At 69.4% G+C, this 20,059-nt stretch carries 20 protein-coding genes; 9 read left to right on the plus strand and 11 right to left on the minus strand.

The window, feature by feature from the left end; translation table 11 throughout:
• Positions 1-58 precede the first annotated feature (58 nt).
• From BLW81_RS25615 to BLW81_RS25625, 3 genes are read left to right on the plus strand one after another with little or no spacing between them, the layout of a single operon-like run.
• On the plus strand, positions 59-667 hold the full coding sequence (locus tag BLW81_RS25615) for a TetR/AcrR family transcriptional regulator (RefSeq protein WP_083409628.1): 609 nt from the start codon (positions 59-61) through the stop codon (positions 665-667).
• Positions 664-1,725, plus strand: a complete 1,062-nt coding sequence (locus tag BLW81_RS25620) for a DNA polymerase IV (RefSeq protein ID WP_083409629.1) — start codon at positions 664-666, stop codon at positions 1,723-1,725. The genes BLW81_RS25615 and BLW81_RS25620 overlap by 4 nt, the downstream gene beginning before the upstream one ends.
• Positions 1,725-2,909, plus strand: coding sequence for an AAA family ATPase (locus tag BLW81_RS25625; RefSeq protein ID WP_083409630.1), 1,185 nt, complete (start codon positions 1,725-1,727; stop codon positions 2,907-2,909). Before BLW81_RS25620 ends, BLW81_RS25625 begins: the two co-directional genes overlap by 1 nt.
• Here the strand turns inward: BLW81_RS25625 and BLW81_RS25630 are convergent.
• On the minus strand, positions 2,906-3,763 hold the full coding sequence (locus BLW81_RS25630) for an SDR family oxidoreductase (RefSeq protein WP_083409631.1): 858 nt from the start codon (positions 3,761-3,763) through the stop codon (positions 2,906-2,908). The two genes, BLW81_RS25625 and BLW81_RS25630, sit on opposite strands and share 4 nt — an antisense overlap.
• 19 nt (positions 3,764-3,782) lie before the next feature.
• Positions 3,783-4,424, minus strand: a complete 642-nt coding sequence (locus tag BLW81_RS25635; RefSeq protein ID WP_083409632.1) for a TetR/AcrR family transcriptional regulator — start codon at positions 4,422-4,424, stop codon at positions 3,783-3,785.
• A gap of 118 nt (positions 4,425-4,542) precedes the next feature.
• On the opposite strand from BLW81_RS25635, the gene BLW81_RS25640 reads away from it, so the two are divergent.
• Positions 4,543-6,021: a cytochrome P450 gene (locus BLW81_RS25640; RefSeq protein WP_083409633.1), complete on the plus strand. Its 1,479-nt coding sequence runs from the start codon at positions 4,543-4,545 to the stop codon at positions 6,019-6,021.
• A gap of 28 nt (positions 6,022-6,049) precedes the next feature.
• Here BLW81_RS25640 and BLW81_RS25645 read toward each other — a convergent pair whose 3' ends face one another.
• Positions 6,050-6,550: a 2-isopropylmalate synthase gene (locus BLW81_RS25645; RefSeq protein WP_083409634.1), complete on the minus strand. Its 501-nt coding sequence runs from the start codon at positions 6,548-6,550 to the stop codon at positions 6,050-6,052.
• A gap of 263 nt (positions 6,551-6,813) precedes the next feature.
• Between BLW81_RS25645 and BLW81_RS25650 the strand changes: the two genes are divergently transcribed.
• Positions 6,814-7,503, plus strand: a complete 690-nt coding sequence (locus BLW81_RS25650; RefSeq protein WP_235632096.1) for a PAS and ANTAR domain-containing protein — start codon at positions 6,814-6,816, stop codon at positions 7,501-7,503.
• Positions 7,504-7,507: 4 nt separating this feature from the next.
• Here the strand turns inward: BLW81_RS25650 and BLW81_RS25655 are convergent, their stop codons facing one another.
• From BLW81_RS25655 to BLW81_RS25665, 3 genes are read right to left on the minus strand one after another with little or no spacing between them, the layout of a single operon-like run.
• Positions 7,508-8,317, minus strand: coding sequence for an ABC transporter permease (locus BLW81_RS25655; RefSeq protein ID WP_157897836.1), 810 nt, complete (start codon positions 8,315-8,317; stop codon positions 7,508-7,510).
• Positions 8,307-9,119, minus strand: a complete 813-nt coding sequence (locus BLW81_RS25660) for an ATP-binding cassette domain-containing protein (RefSeq protein WP_083409636.1) — start codon at positions 9,117-9,119, stop codon at positions 8,307-8,309. Before BLW81_RS25660 ends, BLW81_RS25655 begins: the two co-directional genes overlap by 11 nt.
• Positions 9,116-9,568, minus strand: a complete 453-nt coding sequence (locus BLW81_RS25665; protein WP_083409637.1) for a MarR family winged helix-turn-helix transcriptional regulator — start codon at positions 9,566-9,568, stop codon at positions 9,116-9,118. Before BLW81_RS25665 ends, BLW81_RS25660 begins: the two co-directional genes overlap by 4 nt.
• 79 nt (positions 9,569-9,647) lie before the next feature.
• Here BLW81_RS25665 and BLW81_RS25670 point away from each other — a divergent pair, with 79 nt between their 5' ends.
• Positions 9,648-10,394, plus strand: a complete 747-nt coding sequence (locus BLW81_RS25670) for a sulfite exporter TauE/SafE family protein (RefSeq protein ID WP_083409638.1) — start codon at positions 9,648-9,650, stop codon at positions 10,392-10,394.
• Positions 10,395-10,397: 3 nt separating this feature from the next.
• Here BLW81_RS25670 and BLW81_RS25675 read toward each other — a convergent pair whose 3' ends face one another.
• From BLW81_RS25675 to BLW81_RS25695, 5 genes are all read right to left on the minus strand, one after another.
• Positions 10,398-11,462: a phosphotransferase family protein gene (locus BLW81_RS25675; RefSeq protein ID WP_083409639.1), complete on the minus strand. Its 1,065-nt coding sequence runs from the start codon at positions 11,460-11,462 to the stop codon at positions 10,398-10,400.
• Between the two features lie 12 nt (positions 11,463-11,474).
• The gene (locus BLW81_RS25680) at positions 11,475-12,302 is read right to left on the minus strand and encodes a class I SAM-dependent methyltransferase (protein WP_083409640.1); all 828 of its coding nucleotides are present in this window, start codon (positions 12,300-12,302) and stop codon (positions 11,475-11,477) included.
• Positions 12,303-12,413: 111 nt separating this feature from the next.
• A complete protein-coding gene (locus tag BLW81_RS25685; protein ID WP_083409641.1) occupies positions 12,414-13,772 on the minus strand; it encodes a neutral zinc metallopeptidase in 1,359 nt (452 codons plus the stop codon).
• 48 nt (positions 13,773-13,820) lie between these two features.
• Complete coding sequence (gene poxB / locus BLW81_RS25690; RefSeq protein ID WP_083409642.1) at positions 13,821-15,551, minus strand: ubiquinone-dependent pyruvate dehydrogenase; 1,731 nt, start codon at positions 15,549-15,551, stop codon at positions 13,821-13,823.
• A 74-nt stretch (positions 15,552-15,625) separates the two neighbouring features.
• The gene (locus BLW81_RS25695) at positions 15,626-16,393 is read right to left on the minus strand and encodes an SDR family NAD(P)-dependent oxidoreductase (protein WP_083409643.1); all 768 of its coding nucleotides are present in this window, start codon (positions 16,391-16,393) and stop codon (positions 15,626-15,628) included.
• Between the two features lie 99 nt (positions 16,394-16,492).
• Here BLW81_RS25695 and BLW81_RS25700 point away from each other — a divergent pair, with 99 nt between their 5' ends.
• Genes BLW81_RS25700 through BLW81_RS25710 form a run of 3 tightly spaced genes read left to right on the plus strand, consistent with a single transcriptional unit; the run spans position 16,493 to position 20,014 of the window.
• On the plus strand, positions 16,493-18,031 hold the full coding sequence (locus tag BLW81_RS25700) for a molybdopterin-dependent oxidoreductase (protein ID WP_083409644.1): 1,539 nt from the start codon (positions 16,493-16,495) through the stop codon (positions 18,029-18,031).
• A 45-nt stretch (positions 18,032-18,076) separates the two neighbouring features.
• Complete coding sequence (locus BLW81_RS25705; RefSeq protein WP_083409645.1) at positions 18,077-18,445, plus strand: GatB/YqeY domain-containing protein; 369 nt, start codon at positions 18,077-18,079, stop codon at positions 18,443-18,445.
• A gap of 21 nt (positions 18,446-18,466) precedes the next feature.
• The gene (locus tag BLW81_RS25710) at positions 18,467-20,014 is read left to right on the plus strand and encodes an ATP-dependent DNA ligase (RefSeq protein WP_083409646.1); all 1,548 of its coding nucleotides are present in this window, start codon (positions 18,467-18,469) and stop codon (positions 20,012-20,014) included.
• Positions 20,015-20,059 lie beyond the last annotated feature (45 nt).

The following is a 20,059-nucleotide window of genomic DNA, read 5'->3' on the forward strand; positions in this document are numbered from 1 at the left end:
CTCGCACGACTCAACTGGACTACAGTCCGAATAATTCCGGCTGAACTAAACTGCTGACATGGTCGCTCCTCGCCCCCTCCGCGGGTTGCCGGTGGCCGACCAAGCACCGCACGAGCGAGGCGACGCCGCGCGCAATCGCACCCTACTTCTCGACGCTGCCCGACGGCTGATCGCCGAACGCGGCGCCGACGCCGTCACCACCGACGACATCGCCGCGGCCGCCGGCGTCGGCAAGGGCACACTGTTCCGCCGGTTCGGCAGCCGTTCGGCGATGATGATCGTGCTGCTCGACGAGGACGAGAAGGCCCATCAGGAGGCGTTCCTGTTCGGCCCGCCTCCGCTGGGGCCCGGCGCGCCGCCGCTGGACCGGCTGCTGGCCTACGGCCGGGCCCGGCTGGAGTTTGTGCATCTGCACCACGGCCTGCTGTCCGACGCCAACCGCGATCCCCAGATGCGGTTCAGCCCGCCGGCCACGCTGCACCACCGGCACGTGCGGGTGCTGCTGGCCGACGCCGGGACCACCGGTGACCTCGACGCGCAAGCCGCCGCACTGCTCGCCTTGCTGGACTCCGACTACGTGCAGCATCAACTCGGCGACCGCGGTGAGACGCTGGAGTCGCTCGGCGATGCGTGGGAGTCGGTGGCCCGCAAGCTCTGTGGCGCATGACGCGCTGGGTGTTGCACGTCGACCTGGACCAATTCCAGGCAGCCGTCGAGATCCGGCGCAACCCCGACCTCGCGGATCTGCCGCTCATCGTGGGCGGCAACGGTGATCCGACCGAACCCCGCAAGGTGGTCACCTGCGCGTCGTATCCGGCCCGCGCGTTCGGCGTGCATGCGGGCATGCCGCTGCGCACGGCGGCCCGCAAGTGCCCGGATGCGACGTTCGTGCCGCTCGACACCGATGCCTACGACGAAGCCTCCGCACAGGTCATGGATCTGTTGCGCGACTTCGGCCATCCGGTCGAGGTGTGGGGGTGGGACGAGGCCTACGTCGGCGCCGACCTCGACGGCGACCCTGTCGCGTTCGCCCAACACATCCGGGAGTCGGTCACCGCCGCGACGGGGCTGACGTGCTCGGTGGGCATCAGCGACAACAAGCAGCGCGCCAAGGTCGCCACCGGGTTCGGCAAGCCCGGGCGCGGGGCCGATTCGCCGGGTGTGTACCTGCTCACCGACGAGAACTGGATGGCGGTGATGGGCGACCGCCCGGTCGACGCGCTGTGGGGCGTCGGGCCGAAGACGTCGAAAAAGCTTGCCGGCATGGGCATCACCACGGTGGCCGATCTGGCCGCCACCGATGCGGCGGTGCTCACCGCGGCGTTCGGCCCGACCACCGGGCTGTGGATCCTGCTGCTGGCCAAGGGCGGCGGCGAGGCCGACGTCAGCGCCCAGCCGTGGGTTCCGCGCTCCCGCAGCCACGTCGTCACCTTCCCTCGCGATCTCGACGACCACGCCGAAATGCAGTCCGCGATAGCCGATCTCGCACGCAAGACGTTGGCCGAGATCATCGAGCAGCGACGCGTCGTCGCCCGGGTTGCGGTCACGGTGCGCACCAAGACGTTCTTCACCAGGACGAAGATCCGCAAGCTACCTGCCCCAACCACCGACGAGCAGACGATCGTCACCACAGCGCTCGCACTGTTGGCGGACTTCGACCTCGACCGGCCGGTCCGGCTGCTGGGTGTGCGCCTGGAACTCACCCCACCCGAGGGCGGGTACTGATGTTGCAGACGATCGCCATCCGCGGATACCGCTCGCTGCGCGACGTGGTCCTGCCGCTGGCGCAGCTGACCGTCGTCACCGGTGCCAACGGCAGCGGCAAGTCGTCGCTGTACCGGGCGCTGCGGCTGCTGGCGGACTGCGGCCGCGGCGAGGTGATCGGCTCGCTGGCGCGCGAGGGCGGGCTGGAGTCGGTGCTGTGGGCCGGCCCCGAACAGCCCAGCGGCGCTCGCCGAAGCGGCCGTGTCGAAGGCACCACCCGCACCGGCCCGGTGTCCCTCGAATTGGGTTTCGCAGCCGACGATTTCGGCTATCTCGTGGATTTGGGCCTACCGCAGATGGCGGGGCACAATTCGCTGTTCGCGCGGGATCCGGAGATCAAACGGGAGGCGGTGTTCGCCGGGCCCGTCATGCGCAACAGTTCGACGCTGGTGCGCCGCACCCGCGACTACGTCGAGACCAGCGCCGAGTCCGGCCGCGGGTTCGACAAGCTGACCCAGGCGCTGCCCCCGTATCGCAGCGTGCTCGCCGAGTTCGCCCACCCCGGCGCCCATCCGGAACTCGCGGCAGTGCGAGACCGGTTGCGGCACTGGCGGTTCTACGACGGGTTCCGGGCGGACGCGGCCGCCCCGTCCCGCCAGCGCCATGTCGGCACCCGCACCCCGGTGCTCGCCGACGACGGCACCGATCTGGCCGCCGCCATCCAGACGATCGTCGAGGCCGGGTTCGACGACCTGCACCGCGCCGTCGCCGACGCCTTCGACGGCGCGTCGGTGTCGGTGGCCGTGCACGACGGGTTGTTCGACCTGCAGTTGCACCAGCCTGGCATGCTGCGTCCCCTGCGCGCCGCCGAATTATCCGACGGCACACTGCGTTTCCTGCTGTGGGCGGCCGCGCTGCTCAGCCCCGCACCGCCCACGCTGATGGTGCTCAACGAACCCGAGACATCGCTGCACCCGGATCTGGTGCGTCCATTGGCGTCGCTGATCCGCACCGCGGCCGAGCACACCCAGGTGGTCGTCGTCACCCATTCGAAGACGCTGCTCGACCACCTCGACGCCGCGCCGCTCGACGAGGACAACGACGGTGCGGCCGTCGAGATCGCGCTGTTCAAGGATCTCGGCGAGACCCGCATCGCCGGGCAGGGCCTGCTGACCACCCCGCCGTGGGAGTGGGGCAAGCGCTAACGACGCGTGCCAGGCCGCAACGCTCGGGTGAACAACACGTTGGCCTGGCGCATCGCGACGCTGTACGGCCACCAGGCGACCCGCTTGAACATGTACAGCGCCCGGATGTCGACCGAGGTGTAGATGAGGAACCGGTTGCGCCGCACGCCCTTGAGGATGCACTCGGCGGCCCGCTCCGGGGACACCGCGTGGCCGCTGAACCGGTCGGTCCACTTCTTCACCCGCGGGTCCTCCCGGTCCACGCCGGCGATCTGAACCGTCTGCACCAGAGGCGTTTTCACCGCGCCGGGCACCACGACCGACACACCGATGCGGTGCCGTGCCAGGTCGAAGCGCAGCACCTCCGACATGCCGCGCAGCCCGTACTTGCTCGCGCTGTAGGCCGCGTGCCACGGCAGCGCCACCAGGCCGGCCGCCGACGACACGTTGACCACGTGGCCGCCGGTGCCGGCCGCCACCATCGGCGGCACGAACGACTCGATCACGTGGATCGGGCCCATCAGGTTGATGTCGACCATCGACTTCCAGTGCTCGTGCGACAGCGTCGAGACCGTCCCCCACGCCGACACCCCCGCGATGTTCATCACGACGTCCATCGCGGGATGGCGCTGATGGATCTCGTCGGCGAACGCACGCACGGCGTCGAAATCGGAGACGTCGAGGGCGCGGTACTCGGGCACCTGCGCGCCCAGCGAGCGGGCGTCGGCGACCGTCTTCTCCAGCCCTTCGGCGTCACGGTCGGTGAGGAACAGCTCGGCGCCCTCGGCGGCCAGCGCCAGCGCGGTCGCGCGGCCGATACCGCTGGCGGCCCCGGTGAGGAAACAACGCTTGTTCGCAAACCCGCTGTGCGCCATGGCGGTCAGGATACTGGCCCTAGTCGCCGGGCTGACCGGACTGCCGAAGGTGTCCCCAGAACGCCGCGACCCACAAGCGCTCGAGGGCCTCGATGGCCCGGTTCGGGTCGGTGTCGCGGCCGACGAAAGTGCTGTCCTGCGTCAGGGTCATCGTCGTGGTCGCGGCCAGCGTGCGCACGAGGGCCTGCAGGTCGTCGGTTACCGGGCGCGCGTCCTCGTCCTGTTCGAGCAACGTGACCAGTTTGTCGATGATGCCGTCGTAGAAATCGTCCATCATCTCGCGGATCTTGGCGTCGGTGAGGCGGGCCGCCGCGCACGCCGACATCACCGGGTCGTCGTTGGCGTACACCTGGGCCGCGCTGCCGACCATCCGTTTGGCGAACGACTCGGGCGTCTCGCCCGGTTCGCGGGGCGCGAAGTGGTGGGTGAGGCTGTCGAGCAGGTCCCCCGCGTCAGCGAGGATCACCGCCAGCACCGCATACTTCGAGTCGAAGTAGAAGTAGAAGCCGGACCGGGCGACGCCGGCGCGCTCACTGATCGCGCTGACCGACAGGTCGGCGAACGACTGCTCCTGGAGCAGGTCGCGAACCGCTTTGATGATCGCGTCGCGCTGGCGGTCACCGCGGCTGCGACGCGCTTGCGGAGCTGGTTGGGCGGTCATCGTCCTAGACCTTCGCACCGCGACGCGCCAGGACAAAACTTGACATGCGTCAAGTGTGCCATCCAGGATGATGATACGAGTGAGAACGGCCACAGTCCCTTGGCTCAGGAGAACGTGAATGGCAACGATCAGCACCACCGACTACCTGCTCGACCAGGCGAAGCGTCGGCTCACGCCGACGCTGAACAACCTCCCGCTGGGGCCGATCGAGCGGCGACTCAACAACCGTGAGTGGCCGCAGTTCACGCTCGCCGAGCCGCCCGCGGGTAGTGGTCTCAAGCCGGTGATGGGCGACGCGGGGCTGCCGGTGCTCGGGCACATGATCGAGGCGTTCCGCGGTGGCCCGGAGTATGTCCTGCACGTGTACCGCAAGTACGGCCCGGTGCACTACGCGTACTCCCCTGCGCTGTCCTCGGTCTCGGCGCTGGGTCCCGACGCCACACAGGCGGTGTTCTCCAACAAGAACAAGGACTACTCGCAGAAGGGCTGGCACCCGGTCATCGGCCCGTTCTTCAACCGCGGCCTGATGATGCTCGACTTCGAAGAGCACATGTTCCACCGGCGGATCATGCAGGAGGCGTTCACGCGGACCCGGCTGTCGGGCTACGTCGAGCACATCGACAAGGTCGCCTCGAAGGTGGTGGCCGACGACTGGGTCGCCAACGATCCGCGCTTCCTGCTGCACCCGGCGCTCAAGGAGCTGACCCTCGACATCGCGTCGGTGGTGTTCATGGGCCATGAGCCCGGCACCGACCACGACCTGGTCACCAAGGTCAACGAGGCCTTCACCGTCACCACCCGCGCCGGCGGCGCGATCATCCGCACCAGCGTCCCGCCGTTCAAGTGGTGGCGCGGGCTGCAGGCACGCAAGGTGCTGGAGAACTACTTCGAGGAGCGCGTCAAGGAGCGCCGCAAGGCCGAGGGCACCGACATGCTCACGGTGCTGTGCCACACCGCCGACGAGGACGGCAACAGCTTCAGCGACGACGACATCGTCAACCACATGATCTTCTTGATGATGGCCGCCCACGACACGTCCACCTCGACGCTGACCACCATGGGCTACCACCTGGCCGCGAACCCGGAGTGGCAGGAACGCTGCCGCGACGAGTCGTCGCGGTTGGGCGACGGGCCGCTCGACATCGAGGCGCTCGAGAAGCTGGAGACCCTCGACCTGGTGATCAACGAATCGCTGCGACTGGTCACCCCGCTGCCGTTCAACGTCCGGCAGGCCGTGCGCGACACCGATCTGCTGGGCTACTACATCCCGGCGGGCACCAACATCGTCACGTGGCCGGGCATGAACCACCGGCTGCCCGAGCTGTGGACCGATCCCGACAAGTTCGATCCCGACCGGTTCGCCGAGCCCCGCTCGGAACACAAGCGTCACCGCTATGCGTTCGCGCCGTTCGGCGGCGGTGCGCACAAGTGCATCGGGATGGTGTTCGGCCAGCTCGAGATCAAGACCGTCATGCATCGGCTGCTGCGCAAGTACCGCCTCGAGCTGCCGCGGCCCGGCTACACCCCGCAGTACGACTACGCGGGCATGCCGGTGCCGATGGACGGTATGCCGATCGTGCTGCGCCCGCTGCACTGACCCTGCTCGCCGCCGAAGCGGCGCCGATTCAGTCCGTCAGGAGGCGGTTGGCGCACGCGATGATCGCGCTCAACGCCGACTGCGTCGCGTCTTCGTCGAGTCCCATCGCCCACTCGGTCCGCAGCCCGTCGGAGCCGCGGATGAAGGTGGCAGTGCGCTCGCCGACGTGCAACTGGTGAAAGTCGACCATCTCCACCCCGATGCCGCGGTCGTAGAGCATCGCGGTCAACGCGGCGACGGGCCCCGGGGCGGCCGCCGACGACGTGCAGATGCGGTCGCCGATCGCCAGTGTCGCCTGGTAGTGGCGGGCCTGGGGGCCGAGCCTGGTGGCGGGGCGGTCCCCGTCGGCGCAACTCCAGCTGCCCAGCCGCAGCGGGCCCGTGGTCGGTGAGTATTCGGCGAGAAACGAATCGAAGGACATCGCGTCGGCCTCCTCGCGCAGACCGCGCGGCATCGGGGCGTCGACGTGAGCCGCGAACGACGGCGGCGCTGCGGTGGTTGCGGATTCTGGTGCGAACGAGATGGTCATGTGCCGGTCTTCTTCGAGAAGGGAAGTGACCGACTACGTAGCGACGACCCACAGCGAGGGGTCGGTCAGGATCAGACCCCGCTGCGGGTTGCTACTACGAGTCGCCTCGGCACGCGTCCGATGCTATCCCCACCCGGTCGCCTGACGCAAAGGCATAATTGTTCGCATACGGTCGGTGGTTCTTCGCCAACTGGCTGGCCTTCGGCCGACGACGGTGAGAAAGTTTTGGCCTGTTTCTCAAGTCGCACTGACCTGGAGGAATCGTGCGAGACACCGACGCGGCACAACCGGATAACGCGAAGACGACCGACGTTCCGACGTCGGTCGGCGGGCGCGTGGGCACCTTCCGCTACTTCCGCCTCGAGGACCGCTGGGAGTGGTCGGAGGCCGTAGCCGAGATGCACGGCTATGAGCCGGGACAGGTGAACCCCACCACGGCCCTGATGATGTCGCACAAGCATCCCGACGACGCCGCCAGCGTCGCGCTGCTGATCGAGACGGTCACCGGTCAGGGCCGGCCGTTCAGCAGCCGCCACCGCATCATCGACAAGCAGGGCAATGTCCACCCGGTGCTGGTCATCGGCGAGCGGATGCGTGACGAGAACGGCGACATCATCGGCACCCAGGGGCTGTATGTGGACCTCGCCAACGTCGACGAGACCGGCACGGTCGACGCCGCGATCGCCGACTTCACCGAACACCGGTCGATCATCGAGCAGGCCAAAGGGGTGCTGATGCTGACCTACGGCATCTCCGCCGAGCGGGCGTTCGACATCCTGGTGTGGCGCTCACAGGACAGCAACACCAAACTGCGGCTACTGGCCCGGCAGGTCGTCGAGGACTTCACCACCACACTGGCGGTGCCGACGGAGCTGCGCGAGCGGGCCGACCATCTGCTGCTGACCGCGCATCAGCGCGTCACCGCGGTGGGCGCGCGCAGCGACGCCTGCTGATCGCTCAGCGCACCAACCGGCGCAGGCACGCCGAGGCGAGCACGACGCCCGCGACCGCCGCGACGACGAGCACGCCGACGTCGAGCAGCGCGTTGGTCGGTGTGCCGATGAGCAGTCCGCGCAACGCGTTGACCTCGTAGCTGAGCGGATTGACCGTCGACAGCCAGCGCAGCCACTCGGGCATCACGTCGACCGGATACAGCGCGTTGGAGGCGAAGAACAGCGGCATGGTGATCGCCTGCCCGATGCCCATCAATCGGTCGCGGTTGCGCACCAGCCCGGCCAGCGTCATCGACAGGCAGGCGAAGAACGCCGAGCCGAGCACGACGATGCCCATGGCGGCAAGGATTTTCAGCGGGTTGACGGTCATGTGCACCCCGAGCAGATAGGCCAGCAGGACCACACCGACGACCTGCACCACCGAGCGGACGCCGGCCGCGAACGCCTTGCCGGTCACCACCGCCGAGGCGGGCGCCGGCGTCACCATGAGCTTGGCGAGGATGCCCGCGTCGCGATCCCAGATGATCTGGATGCCGTAGAAGATGGAGATGAACAACGCCGACTGCGCGATGATGCCCGGGGCCAGGAACGCCAGGTACGACACATCGCCGGTATCGATGACCCGCAGCGCCGAAAACGTCTGCCCGAAGATCAGCAGCCAGAGCGCGGGTTGCACCATGCGGGTGAGCAATTCGGTGCGGTCGTGGCGGAGCTTCTGCAGTTCGACGAGCGCGAAGGCGCCGATCCGCAATGCCAGCCCCCGCACCCCGCGCCAGCCCCGCGGCGCGCGCACCAACACCGGCTCAACTGACACGACGCGCCGTCCTCCTGCTCGAGCGCACCGCGCGGAACCCGGCCTGCGAGGTGCCCTCGCCCAGATCGGTGCCCGCGTAATGGCGGAACACGTCCTCGAGGGTGGCTTCCGGTGACACCGTCTTCTTCAGCTCGGCCGGTGAGCCGACCGCCTGCAGCCGGCCGCGGTCCATCAGCGCCACCCGGTCGCAGAGCGCGTCGGCCTCCTCCATGTAGTGGGTGGTCAGCAGGACCGTCATGCCGAAGTTCTGCTGCATGTACTGCACCTGTGCCCAGACCCCGTCGCGGGCAATCGGATCCAGCCCCACGGTCGGCTCGTCGAGCAGCAGCAGCGACGGCCGGTTCACCAGCGCCTGGGCCAGCTCCAGGCGCCGCACCATCCCGCCGGAGTAGGTCCCGGCGAGGGCGTCGGCGACATCGTGGAGGTTCATCGCCGACAGCGCCTCGTCGACGCGGGCGCGGCGCTCCCGGCGAGGCACGTCGTAGAGCCGCGCGAACAGTTCGACGTTCTGTCGGCCGGTCAGAGCTTGCTCGATGGAAAGCTGTTGTGGCACATAGCCGATGTTGTGCCGGATGTCCATGGTGTGCCGACGCGAGTCGAGCCCGAACACCGCCACGTCACCGCGCTGCACCGGCGTCAGCGTGGTCAGCACCCGCACGACGGTCGTCTTGCCGGCGCCGTTGGGACCGAGCAGCCCCACCGTTTCACCGGGTGCGACCTGCAGGGTGAAGTCCTCGACGGCGGTGAAATCGCCGTAGCGGTGCGACAGTCCGCGGCAGTCGATCGCGAGGGTCTTGGTCATCGGCCTTTTTCCTGCAGCATGCGGGTCATCTCAGCGAGTACCACCAGCCCGCGGTGCAAATCCTCTTTCTGTTCGACGCTCATGTCGTCGAGCACCGCGGCCAGCGTGGCCCTGCGTGCCGCGCGTGACTCGTCGGCGATGCGCTGAGCGTGCTCGGCCAGGTGCAGCCGGCCGATCCGGCGGTCGTCGGCGTCGACCGTGCGCACCAGCATGCCGTCGGCGGCCAGCTTGGACACCAGCGTCGAGGCGGTGTTGGGCACCAGCGCCAGTTCGGCGGCCGCTTCGCGCACCGAGATTCCGGGACGACGGCCCACCAGCCGCAGCAACTCGACCTGCGACTGGGTCAGGCCGTTGGCGTCGAAACCGCGCCCCGCGCTGCGCCGCAGCTGCCTGCGGAACCGTCCGACCACGTCGAACAACTCGCCGATGACATCGGTGCCCGTCGCCATCCCCATACAATACCTCTGTCACAGAGGTATCCCCGCCCTCCCGTCCGGCGCTGCAGGATCGCGCCGTAACGTGTGGCCGATGTCCTGGGCGCTCCTGTTCGCCGCGGGAGTTCTCGGCGGTCTCACCGGCAGCATCGCCGGGCTCGCGTCGGTGGCCACCTACCCGGCCCTGCTGCTGGCGGGCCTGCCGCCGGTGACGGCGAACGTCACCAACACCGTGGCGCTGGTGTTCAACGGCATCGGGTCGGTGCTCGGCTCGCGCCCGGAGCTGCGCGGTCAGGGCCGCTGGATCCTTCGCACGCTGCCGGTCGCGCTGCTCGGCGGATTGGCGGGTGCGGTGCTGCTGCTGTCGACCCCGGCCGAGGGCTTCGAGAAGGCGGTGCCGATCCTGCTCGGCTTCGCATCGGTCGCGATCCTGCTGCCGCGCCGGCCCGGTGACCCGGACCGGCCGGGCAACCACCGGGTCCGCAGCGTGCTCGAAGCGCTGGCGATCTTCGCGATCTGCATCTACGGGGGCTACTTCGGCGCGGCCGCGGGCGTGCTGCTGCTGGCGCTGTTCCTGCGCACCGGCCACGCCTCCCTCGCCGAGGCCAACGCCGGCAAGAACGTCATCCTCGGCATCGCCAACGCCGTTGCCGCCGTGGTGTTCGCCGTCCTCGCACCGGTGCACTGGTGGGCGGTGCTGGTGCTGGGCCTCGGGTGCCTGCTCGGCTCACGGCTGGGTCCGGTCGTGGTGCGGCACGCACCGCCCGGTCCGGTGCGGGTGGCGATCGGCGCGGCCGGCGTGGCGCTGGCGGTCAAGCTCGGGCTCGACGCGTACGGCTAGCCCTCAGATCTCAAAGGGGCTGTCGCCCTTGGCCACCCGCGTGCCCACGTCGATGAGGTTCTGCGCGTTGGCGTGCAGCGCCTCCCCCGCCTCCCGGCTCGCCTGCCCGACGAGGAAACGCGACCAGGTGCCCTCGATGACGATGCCCAGCTTGAAACACGCCATCGCCAGATACCAGTCCAGGTGTTCGGTTCGCCGGCCGCCGGCGGCGAGATAGGCGTCGAGAAGCTCACGGCGGCTGGCCAATCCGCCCAACGCCGCCAGCCGCGCACCGGCGGTGATCACACTGGTCTCCAGCGGCCAGCAGATCAGCATCCAGCCGAGGTCCAGCAGCGGATCGCCGACCGTGCTCATCTCCCAGTCCACGAACGCCGCGAGTTCGGGCCGGTCCCGGCGCAGCAGCACATTGCTCAGATGCGGGTCCCCGTGCATGACACCGGGCCGGTTGTCGGGCGGCAGATTCGCCGTCAGCCACTCCGACAACTCGGTGACGCCCAGCGTCGCGGGGTCGTAGCGGTCGTGCCGGTAGCTCTCCAGCAGCCGGAGAAACTGCGGAACCTGGCGTTCGGTGAAGGAACCCGGCCGCTTGAGCTCGGCGAGCGGGCTGCCTTCCCACTCGACCTGGCCCAGTTGCGCCAGGCTCGCCGCATATGACAGACCCACCTGGTGCCGCATCGCGGGATCTTGCTCGTAGGCCTCGGACATGTCGTCGCCGGGATTGAACCCGTCGATCTCCTCCATCAGATAGAAGACGACACCCAGCACACTGAGGTCCTCGCAGCCGGCGATGAAGCCGGGGTGCGGCACCGAGGTACCCGCGAGCGTCCGCAGCGCCGCGATCTCGCGCAGCATCGTCTTGTCGCTCGTCGGCCGCGGATGTGCGGGCGGCCTGCGCAGCACCATCGGCCGGCCGTCGACCTTCAGGCGCACGACGATGTTCTGCGTGCCGCCGGTCAGCGGTTCGACATCGCTGACCGTGTCGCCCAGGCCCTGGCGGCGCACCCAGTCCTGCACCGCGGCCTGGTGGTCGGAACTCAGTGTCGGAAGCTGCTGCGCGTCGTCGGGCATGCAGACATGGTGTCAGGCCCGCCGCGCGGTCAGCACCAGATACTCCCATTCCATCGTCGACCCGCCGGCGAGGAAGGAGTCCCCGATCCGCGCGATGGCCGCGTCGAGTTCGGCGATCCGGTCCGCGTCGCCGTCGATGGTGCGGTAGGCGGCGATCGTCGGACCGTAGACGGATTTGAAGTAGTCGCAGAACTCGGCACCGGTCCCGAAGTGGTTGACCGGCAACGTGCGTCGCTCGGTGACGACGTCGGTCACCCCGGTACCGAGGAGACCCCGCACGTGGTCCTCGTCGCCCCACAGTGGTGGCGGCTGTGCACCCGGCGGCGGCGCGGGGGCATACGGCTTCATTGTCGAGAACAGCTGGCCGATGTGGCCCTGCGGAGTCCAGTTGATCAGCCCGATCCTGCCGCCCGGCCTGCACACCCGGATCAACTCGGCGGCCGCGCGCTGATGGAACGGCGCGAACATCACGCCGATGCACGACATCACCACATCGAACTCGGCGTCGTCGAAGGGCAGCGCGTGCGCGTTGGCCTCCTGCCACCGCAGCGTCACACCGCGTTCGGCGGCCAGCCGAGCGCCGTGATCGAGCAGGTCCGGACACAGGTCGCTGGCGATGACGTCGGCGCCGGCCTCCGCCGCCGGGATCGCCGCGTTCCCGGTACCGGCAGCCACGTCGAGGACGCGGTCACCGGGTCCGATGCCCGTCGCGGCGACGAGCACCGGCCCGAGTGGGGCGACGAGTTCGGCGGCCAGCCGCGGATAGTCGCCGGAGGCCCACATGGCGCGGTGCCTGGCGGCGATCTGGCTGTCGTCGACGATTGCGGTGGGTTGGGTCATGGTGGGCCTCCTAGTCGGTGCAGATATCGTCGCGCCGCCCGATCGTGCCGATCCAGTTCCAGATCTGTACCGGCAGTGGTTCGCCCCGCACCTGCCGCATGAGCAGGGGTGTCAGTCTTCGTAATTCAGGCACGCCTCGGCACCGTTGATGACGCCCTCGCGGAACGCCTTGACCCGCGCCCACCCCGCCCCCTGGCGTTCGACGTCGCCCTCGCCGCGGAACACCAGCAGCGCCTTGATCGCCTCGTCGAGGTCACCGGGCGAGATGTGGAAGGTGCTGGTGTCGGGGCGGTTGTAGAGGATGACGCTGGCGGTGTAGCCGCCGGCCAGACAGTCGCCGCGCAGCGTCGACGTCTTCTCGTCCGAGTCGTCGCCCAGCCGCGTCAGCGCCGCCAGGCCCCACTGGGTCGCCAGCAGCGACGCGACCGCGTAGTCGCCGCCCTGCTGGTACACGCGCGGCATTCCGAACTCGTTGTCCCAGGCGACGTAATCGTCTGGGACGCAATAGAACAGCACGTAGCCCTCGGCGAGGGTGTCGCCGCACATCGGCGGCGAATCGGGATGGAACGGTTCGATGCTGCGCAGCGGCGGCCACTGCTGCCCGCCTGCCAGCTCGGGATAGACCTGGCTGAAGTAGTCCTCGATGTCGTAGGGCACGCCGTTGACGATGGAGTCGTAGGGCGCGTTGCCTTCCCGGGCCGCGTCCACCACGTCGGTGAAGGGCAACTCGAGGACCATCGGTTCGTCGTCGCGGTAGTCCTTGCACCGGGCCAGGCCGTTGTCGTAGCCGTCCTGGAAGGCGCTGACCCGGTCGAAACCGCTGCCGTGCGCGTTCGGGTCGATGTGGGAGGTGCCCGGCGTGTCACGCAGGTCGAGGATGCCGGCGAGCGCGGTGTCCAGGTCGGCCGCCGTCACGTCGAAGACCCCGTCGTCCTTGGCGTGCCGCGCCCACGCGCCTGCGAAGCAGTCGGCCTGCAGTTCGCTGGTGACGGTGCGCGCGGTGAAGTTCGACCGGGTCTGCACGGCATGGCCCCATTCGTGCGCCATCACCACCGGGATCGCGAAGTCGCCGAACCGCTCCTGCAGATCGGGCAGCAGCAACTGGGCGTCCCATGCGACGACGTCCTCGGTCGAGCAGTAGAACGCGTTACCGGCCACCTCGTCCGGCGACGTCGTGCAGGGCGGCGCGGGACTGTCCTCGGTGACGGCGTGATAGCCGCCCGCGATCGGTTCGAACTCCTTGTCGTACAACGCGGGAAACTGTTCGCCCCAATACTGTTCGAGGTCGGCGATCGCCTGCATGGCGAGCTTGTTGACCGGCGCCGACGGGTCCCCTTCGATGGTCACCTTGCTGACGTCGGGCGACGCCGCGACCTTCGACTGGCCGGATGACGGGATCTGCGGGTCTGGGCTGCTGCACGCCGCGACCAGCAGCACAGCCGTCGCGACGACGCCCCGCTTCCAGTTCATGAGCAGACATTAGCTGCGGCTTCGTATTTTGGATAGCCGCGCGGCTGATCAGTCGAGGATCCGGCGCGCGACGTTGGTGGTGACCAGGTCCAACAATTCGTCGGCGCGGCCGGCCAGGATTGTCCGAATCGCGTAGAGCGAGAAACCCTTCGCTTGCTCGACGGTGATCGCCGGGGGGATCGACAGCTCCTGGCGCGCGGTGACCACGTCGACGACGGCGGGCCCGTCGTGCGCGAGCGCCTCAGCCAGTGCGGGCTGCAGGTCCGCCGGCTGCTCGACGCGACGGCCGAAGATGCCCATCGCGGTGGCGACGGCGGCGAAGTCGGGGTTGACGAGGTCGGTGCCGAAGTTGACGATCCCGGCGGCCTTCATCTCCAGTTCGACGAAGTTCAGCGACGAGTTGTTGAACACGATCACCTTGACCGGCAACCGGTTCTGGATCAACGTGACGAGTTCACCGAACAGCATCGTCAGGCCGCCGTCGCCGGCCAGCGCGATCACCTGCCGATCCCGGAACGCGGTCTGCGCGCCGATCGCCAGTGGCAGCGCGCAGGCCATCGTCCCGTGGTTGAACGACCCGATCAGGCGACGACGGCCGTTCATCGTCAGGTAGCGCGCCGCCCACACCACCGGCGAACCAACGTCGACGGTGAACACCGCGTCGTCACCGGCCAGCTGATTGGTCAGTCCCGCAACGTATTCCGGCCTGATCGGTGAACGGTCGCGGTCGTTGACGGCCAGTTCGTCGAGCCGCTGGCGGGTCTTGCGGTAGTGCCGCAGCGACCGGTCCAGATGGGCACGGTCGCTCTTCTGGCGCAGCAGCGGAAGCAGCGCGTCGAGCGTGTCGCCGACGCTGCCGACCAGACCGAGATCGACCGGGGTGCGGCGACCGAGATGACGGCCGCGGATGTCGACCTGGATGACCTTCGCGTGGTCGGGATAGAACTGCTGGTACGGGAAGTCGGTGCCCAGCATCAGCAGGATGTCGGCTTCCTTGATGGCCTTGTAGCCGGACGCGAACCCCAGCAGCCCGGTCATGCCGACGTCGAACGGGTTGTCGTACTCGATGAACTCCTTGCCGCGCAGCGCGTGCACCACCGGCGCGTTGAGCAGCCCGGCGGTGCGGATCAGCTTGTCGTGTGCGCCGGCGACGCCGGCCCCGCCGAGGATGGTCACCGCGGACGCGTCGTTGAGCAGCGCCGCGGCCTGTCGCAGGGACTCGTCGTCGGGCCGGATGACCGAGCGCGTCGCGGTGATCGGGCGTGGGCGCCAGTCGGATCCGCGCTGGCTGAAGATCTCGCCGGGGATCACCACCACCGCGACGCCGTTCTCCTCGACGGCGGCGCGCATCGCCATCTCGACGATGCGCGGTGCCATCTCGGGCGTGCTGACGAGTTCGCGGTAGACGCTGCACTCGCGGAACAGGTCCTGCGGATGCGTCTCCTGGAAGTACTCCGAGCCGATCTCGGTGCGCGGGATGTGCGCGGCGATCGCGAGCACCGGCACCCGGCTGCGCTGCGCGTCGAACAGCCCGTTGATCAGGTGCAGGTTGCCGGGGCCGCAGCTGCCTGCGCACACGGCCAGCCGGCCGGTCAGCGCGGCGTCGGCGGCCGCGGCGAACGCGGCGCTCTCTTCGTGGCGGACGTGTTCCCAGCTGATCTCACCCGAGCGGCGGATCGCGTCGGTGAACCCGTTGAGGCTGTCGCCCGGCAGACCGTAGACGCGGCGCACACCGCTGATCCGCAGGGCCTCGATGAGGTGGTCGGCAACGGTCGCCACCCGCTCACCCTATCGGCGATTTCGGTGTAGTTGGTGGCGGTCAGCGCCACCAACTACACCCAAGTCCACGCGAACTACTTGGGGGCGAAGCGCTGGCCGGCGTCCAGGCGCAGGCACTGGCCGTTGAGCATCGGGTTCTCGACGATCGCGGCGACCAGCTTCGCGTACTCCTCTGGCTTGCCGAGCCGCTTCGGGAACGCCGCGTCCTTGGTCAGCGCCTTGGCGAACTCGTCGGGGATGCCCTCGGTCAGGCCGGTGGCGAACAGGCTCGGCGCGATCGCCAGCGCGCGGATGCCGAGGCTGCCCATGTCGCGGGCCATCGTCAGGCACATGCCGGCGATGGCGGCCTTGGACGCGGTGTAGGCGACCTGCCCGATCTGGCCCTCGAACGCGGCGATCGAGGCGGTGTTGATGATGACGCCGCGCTCTTCCTGCTCGTCGTCGACGAGGTCCTGCTGGCTCATCTGCCAACCGGCCAGCCTGCTGATGTTGAAGGTGCCGATCAGGTTCAGGTCCACGCACTTGCGGAAGGTGTCCAGGCTGTGCGGGCCGTCCTTCTTGACCGTGCGCTCGGCCGCGCCGCCGCCGGCGGTCGTGACGATGATGTGCAGCGCGCCCAGCTTGCCGACCGCCTCCTGCAGCACCTTCTCGGTGCCCTCGAAGTCGGTGACGTCCACCTCGAAGAAGGAACCGCCGATCGCGTCGGCCACTTCCTTGCCCTTCGACTGCGGCCGGTCCAGCACCGCCACGTCGGCGCCCCGCTGCGCCAACAGTTCGGCCGTGGCCTTGCCGAATCCGGAGGCGCCCCCGACGACGATGGCCTTCTTGCCCGAGATCTCCACTGAGTCCCCTTTCCAAAAAATGCTCGAATCGTAAAGCAACCTAGCTGACGTCACCGTTCGGTAAGCCCTCTGGGTCGCCCGCGTGAGTACTTTGGCGGCATGACGGCTCCCGCGACCAAGGCGATGGGCGGTATCGCGGCGGCCGCAGTCGCGCTCGGCGTCACCCAGCTGCTCGCCGCGTTCGTCGGGCCGCAGGCCGACGCCCGCACCGCGGTCGGGTCCGCGGTCATCGACCTCACCCCGGGACCGGCCAAGGAGTGGGCCATCCAGACGTTCGGGACGGCCGACAAGCTGTTCCTGGCGCTGGCGGTGCTGGTGGTGATCGCCGCCGTCGCCGCGGCCACCGCGGCGCTGGAGACCCGACGCGTTCCGGTCGGCAGCATCGCGATCGTCGCGGCCGGGGTCGCGGGCTGTGCGGCGGTGCTGTCGCGCGCGGGTGCAACGCTGGTCGACGTGGTGCCGACGGTGGTGGGCACGGCGTGCGGTGTCGCGGTGCTGCGCCTGCTGCTGTCCGGCCGGTTCACCGACGCCCCGCCGGCCGGCGACAGCGGCCCCGACCCGGGCCGTCGGTTGTCGTTGGTGACGCTCGGTTTCCTGGGCGTCGGCGCCCTGACCGGGGTGGGCGGCGCGGTGCTCGGGCGCCTGAGCACCTCGGTGTCGGGTGACCGCAACGCGTTCGCACTGCCGAAGGTCGACGTGGCCGCCCCACCGGTGCCGCCGACCGTGCAACCCCAAGGCGTCGCGCTGCCGTCGTTCGTGACCAGCAACGCCGACTTCTACCGCATCGACACCGCACTGGCCGTGCCGCAGCTGAGCCGGGAGAACTGGCAGCTGCGCATCCACGGCATGGTGGACCGCGAAATCACTTACAGCTTCGCCGATCTGGAACAGTTCGAGGTGATCGAGAAACTCGTCACGCTGACGTGCGTGTCCAACCCGGTCGGCGGTGATCTGGTCGGCAACGCCGCGTGGACGGGATACCGCGTGCGGGACCTGTTGGCGCCGGCCGGAATTCACCGCGATGCCGACATGGTGCTGTCGATGTCGATCGACGGCTTCACCGCGGGCACACCGGTCGACGCGTTCACCGACGACCGCGGGTCGCTGCTGGCGGTCGGTATGAACGGCGAACCGTTGCCGACCAACCACGGCTACCCCGCCCGCCTGGTGGTGCCGGGGCTGTACGGCTATGTGTCGGCGACGAAATGGGTTGTCGACCTCGAGGTCACCCGCTTCGACCGCGCGGAGGCCTACTGGACGCGGCTGGGCTGGTCGGCGCGCGGACCGATCAAGACCGAATCGCGCATCGACGTGCCGCGCAGCGGCCAGGACGTGGCCCGCGGACCGGTGACGTTCGGCGGGGTCGCGTGGGCGCAGGATCGCGGCGTGCGCGCGGTGGAGGTTCGCATCGACGGCCCCGACGGCGAAGGTGATTGGCAGCAGGCCGATCTCGGCGCGTCCTACTCCAACGACACCTGGCGGCTGTGGAGCTACCGGTGGGATGCCACCCAGACCGGGCTGCACACCATCACCGTGCGCGCCACCGACAACACCGGCGCCGTGCAGACCGAAGACATCGCCGACCCGGTGCCCGACGGCGCGACCGGCTGGCACAGCGTCGGCTTCGCGGTCGTCTGAATAATCAGCTGCACATCGGACTGCGCGCGCCTATGTTGGCGTGCCATGACCACCGCACAGACCTGGCGTACGACGCTGCGCGCCGCGCTGCTGACCGCCCGCAAGGACCGCGACCCCGTACGCGTGGCGGCCCTGCGCTCGGCGCTGGCCGCGATCGACAACGCCGAGACCCCGGACGACGCGCGCACCGACGCGCCGGCCAGCGCGACGATCGCCGGCGGTGTCGCGGGCCTTGGCGCCGCCGAGGTCGACCGCCGCGAGCTCAGCGACGCCCAGATCCGCGCGCTGCTGACCGCCGAGATCGACGAGCGCCGCAGTGCCGCCGCCCAGGTCGCGGCCGGTGGGCACCCCGACCGCGCCGCCACGCTGGACGCCGAGGCCGCCGTGCTGGCCGGCCTGATGGGAGATGTCTGACCGGCGTGCCAGGCTGGACGCGTGCAGTTGCTCGATGTCGCCACCGCGTCCACCGAGGTCGGCGCCTCCTCGTCGCGGCTGGCCAAGACCGCCCGGATCGCCGACCTGCTGCACCGCGCCGGCGTGGAGAACGACGCCAAGCAGATCGCCGTCGTCGTGTCGTGGCTGTCCGGTGAACTGCCCCAGCGTCAGATCGGTGTCGGCTGGGCGGCGCTGCGGTCGGTGCCGGCAGCGGCGGCGGAGCCGACGCTGACCGTGCTCGGCGTGCACACTCGGTTCACCGAGATCAAGGCGGTCTCGGGCAAGGGCTCGCAGGCCAAGCGTGCCGAGTTGGTCGCCTCGCTGTTTCGCGCCGCCACCGACACCGAGCAGATGTTTCTGCGCCGGTTGCTCAGCGGCGAGCTGCGCCAGGGCGCATTGATCGGGGTGATGGCCGACGCCGTCGCCAAGGCGGCCGGTGTGCCTGCCGCTGCGGTGCGCCGGGCCGCGATGCTCGGCGGCGAGCTGCCCGCGGTGGCGGCCGCGGTGCTGACCACCGGCGAGGCGGCCCTCGAGCAGTTCACGCTGACCGTCGGTCGCCCCGTCGGGCCGATGCTGGCCCAGACCGCGGCCGGTGTGGCCGAGGCGCTCGACTGTCTCGGCGGCACAGGGGTTTTCGAGGCCAAGCTCGACGGCGCCCGCGTGCAGATCCACCGCGCGGGTGACTCGGTGTCGATCTACACCCGCAGCCTGGACGACGTGACCGCGCGCCTCCCCGAGGTCGTCGACGCGGCGCTCGCGCTTCCGGTCACCACGCTGATCGCCGACGCCGAGGCGATCGCGCTACGGCCCGACGGCCGGCCCCACCGCTTCCAGGTCACCGCGTCCCGCTTCGGGCGCTCGGTCGACATCGCCGCCGCGGCCGCCGCGCAACCGCTGTCGGTGTTCGTCTTCGACCTGCTGCACGTCGACGGCACCGACCTGCTCGACAAACCCGCCGGCGAGCGCGTCGCTGTGCTCGACGCGTTGGTGCCGCAACGGCACCGCGTCGACCGGTTGGTCACCGGCGATCCCGCCGCGGCTCAGGCGTTTCTGGAGACGACGCTGGCCGCCGGTCACGAAGGGGTGATGGCGAAGTCGCCGACCGCGCTGTACGAGGCGGGCCGGCGCGGCGCCGGGTGGTTGAAGGTCAAGCCCGTGCACACACTCGACCTGGTGGTCCTCGCCGTCGAGTGGGGGTCCGGCCGTCGCACCGGCAAACTGTCGAACATCCATCTCGGTGCGCGGAACCCCGATACCGGCGAATTCGTCATGCTGGGAAAGACATTCAAGGGCATGACCGACGCGATGCTCGAATGGCAGACCGCGCGGTTCCTCGACCTGGCTGACGGAGCGGCCGACGGCTACGTCGTCAAGGTGCGTCCCGAGCAGGTCGTCGAGATCGCGTTCGACGGCGTGCAAACCTCGTCGCGGTATCCCGGCGGCATGGCGCTGCGCTTCGCGCGGGTGCTGCGCTACCGCGACGACAAGAGTCCCGCCGACGCCGACACAATAGACACGGTGCGGGCGTTCTACCAGGGCGGAAGTTGAAGCCGCCGTTTTGACACAAGGTCCGCGGGTCCGGTGAAAAGATCG

Source organism: Mycolicibacterium rutilum (genome assembly GCF_900108565.1).
GTDB lineage: Bacteria > Actinomycetota > Actinomycetes > Mycobacteriales > Mycobacteriaceae > Mycobacterium > Mycobacterium rutilum.

Coding starts and splice junctions, on each gene's coding strand:
- BLW81_RS25685 (WP_083409641.1), bottom strand. CDS start 13,772: ATGAACTGGAAGCGGGGCGTCGTCGCGACGGCTGTGCTGCTGGTCGCG.
- BLW81_RS25705 (WP_083409645.1), top strand. CDS start 18,077: ATGACCACCGCACAGACCTGGCGTACGACGCTGCGCGCCGCGCTGCTG.
- BLW81_RS25675 (WP_083409639.1), bottom strand. CDS start 11,462: ATGCCCGACGACGCGCAGCAGCTTCCGACACTGAGTTCCGACCACCAG.
- BLW81_RS25640 (WP_083409633.1), top strand. CDS start 4,543: ATGGCAACGATCAGCACCACCGACTACCTGCTCGACCAGGCGAAGCGT.
- BLW81_RS25665 (WP_083409637.1), bottom strand. CDS start 9,568: ATGGCGACGGGCACCGATGTCATCGGCGAGTTGTTCGACGTGGTCGGA.
- BLW81_RS25630 (WP_083409631.1), bottom strand. CDS start 3,763: ATGGCGCACAGCGGGTTTGCGAACAAGCGTTGTTTCCTCACCGGGGCC.
- BLW81_RS25620 (WP_083409629.1), top strand. CDS start 664: ATGACGCGCTGGGTGTTGCACGTCGACCTGGACCAATTCCAGGCAGCC.
- BLW81_RS25680 (WP_083409640.1), bottom strand. CDS start 12,302: ATGACCCAACCCACCGCAATCGTCGACGACAGCCAGATCGCCGCCAGG.
- BLW81_RS25615 (WP_083409628.1), top strand. CDS start 59: ATGGTCGCTCCTCGCCCCCTCCGCGGGTTGCCGGTGGCCGACCAAGCA.
- BLW81_RS25645 (WP_083409634.1), bottom strand. CDS start 6,550: ATGACCATCTCGTTCGCACCAGAATCCGCAACCACCGCAGCGCCGCCG.
- BLW81_RS25700 (WP_083409644.1), top strand. CDS start 16,493: ATGACGGCTCCCGCGACCAAGGCGATGGGCGGTATCGCGGCGGCCGCA.
- BLW81_RS25670 (WP_083409638.1), top strand. CDS start 9,648: ATGTCCTGGGCGCTCCTGTTCGCCGCGGGAGTTCTCGGCGGTCTCACC.
- BLW81_RS25625 (WP_083409630.1), top strand. CDS start 1,725: ATGTTGCAGACGATCGCCATCCGCGGATACCGCTCGCTGCGCGACGTG.
- BLW81_RS25635 (WP_083409632.1), bottom strand. CDS start 4,424: ATGACCGCCCAACCAGCTCCGCAAGCGCGTCGCAGCCGCGGTGACCGC.
- BLW81_RS25660 (WP_083409636.1), bottom strand. CDS start 9,119: ATGACCAAGACCCTCGCGATCGACTGCCGCGGACTGTCGCACCGCTAC.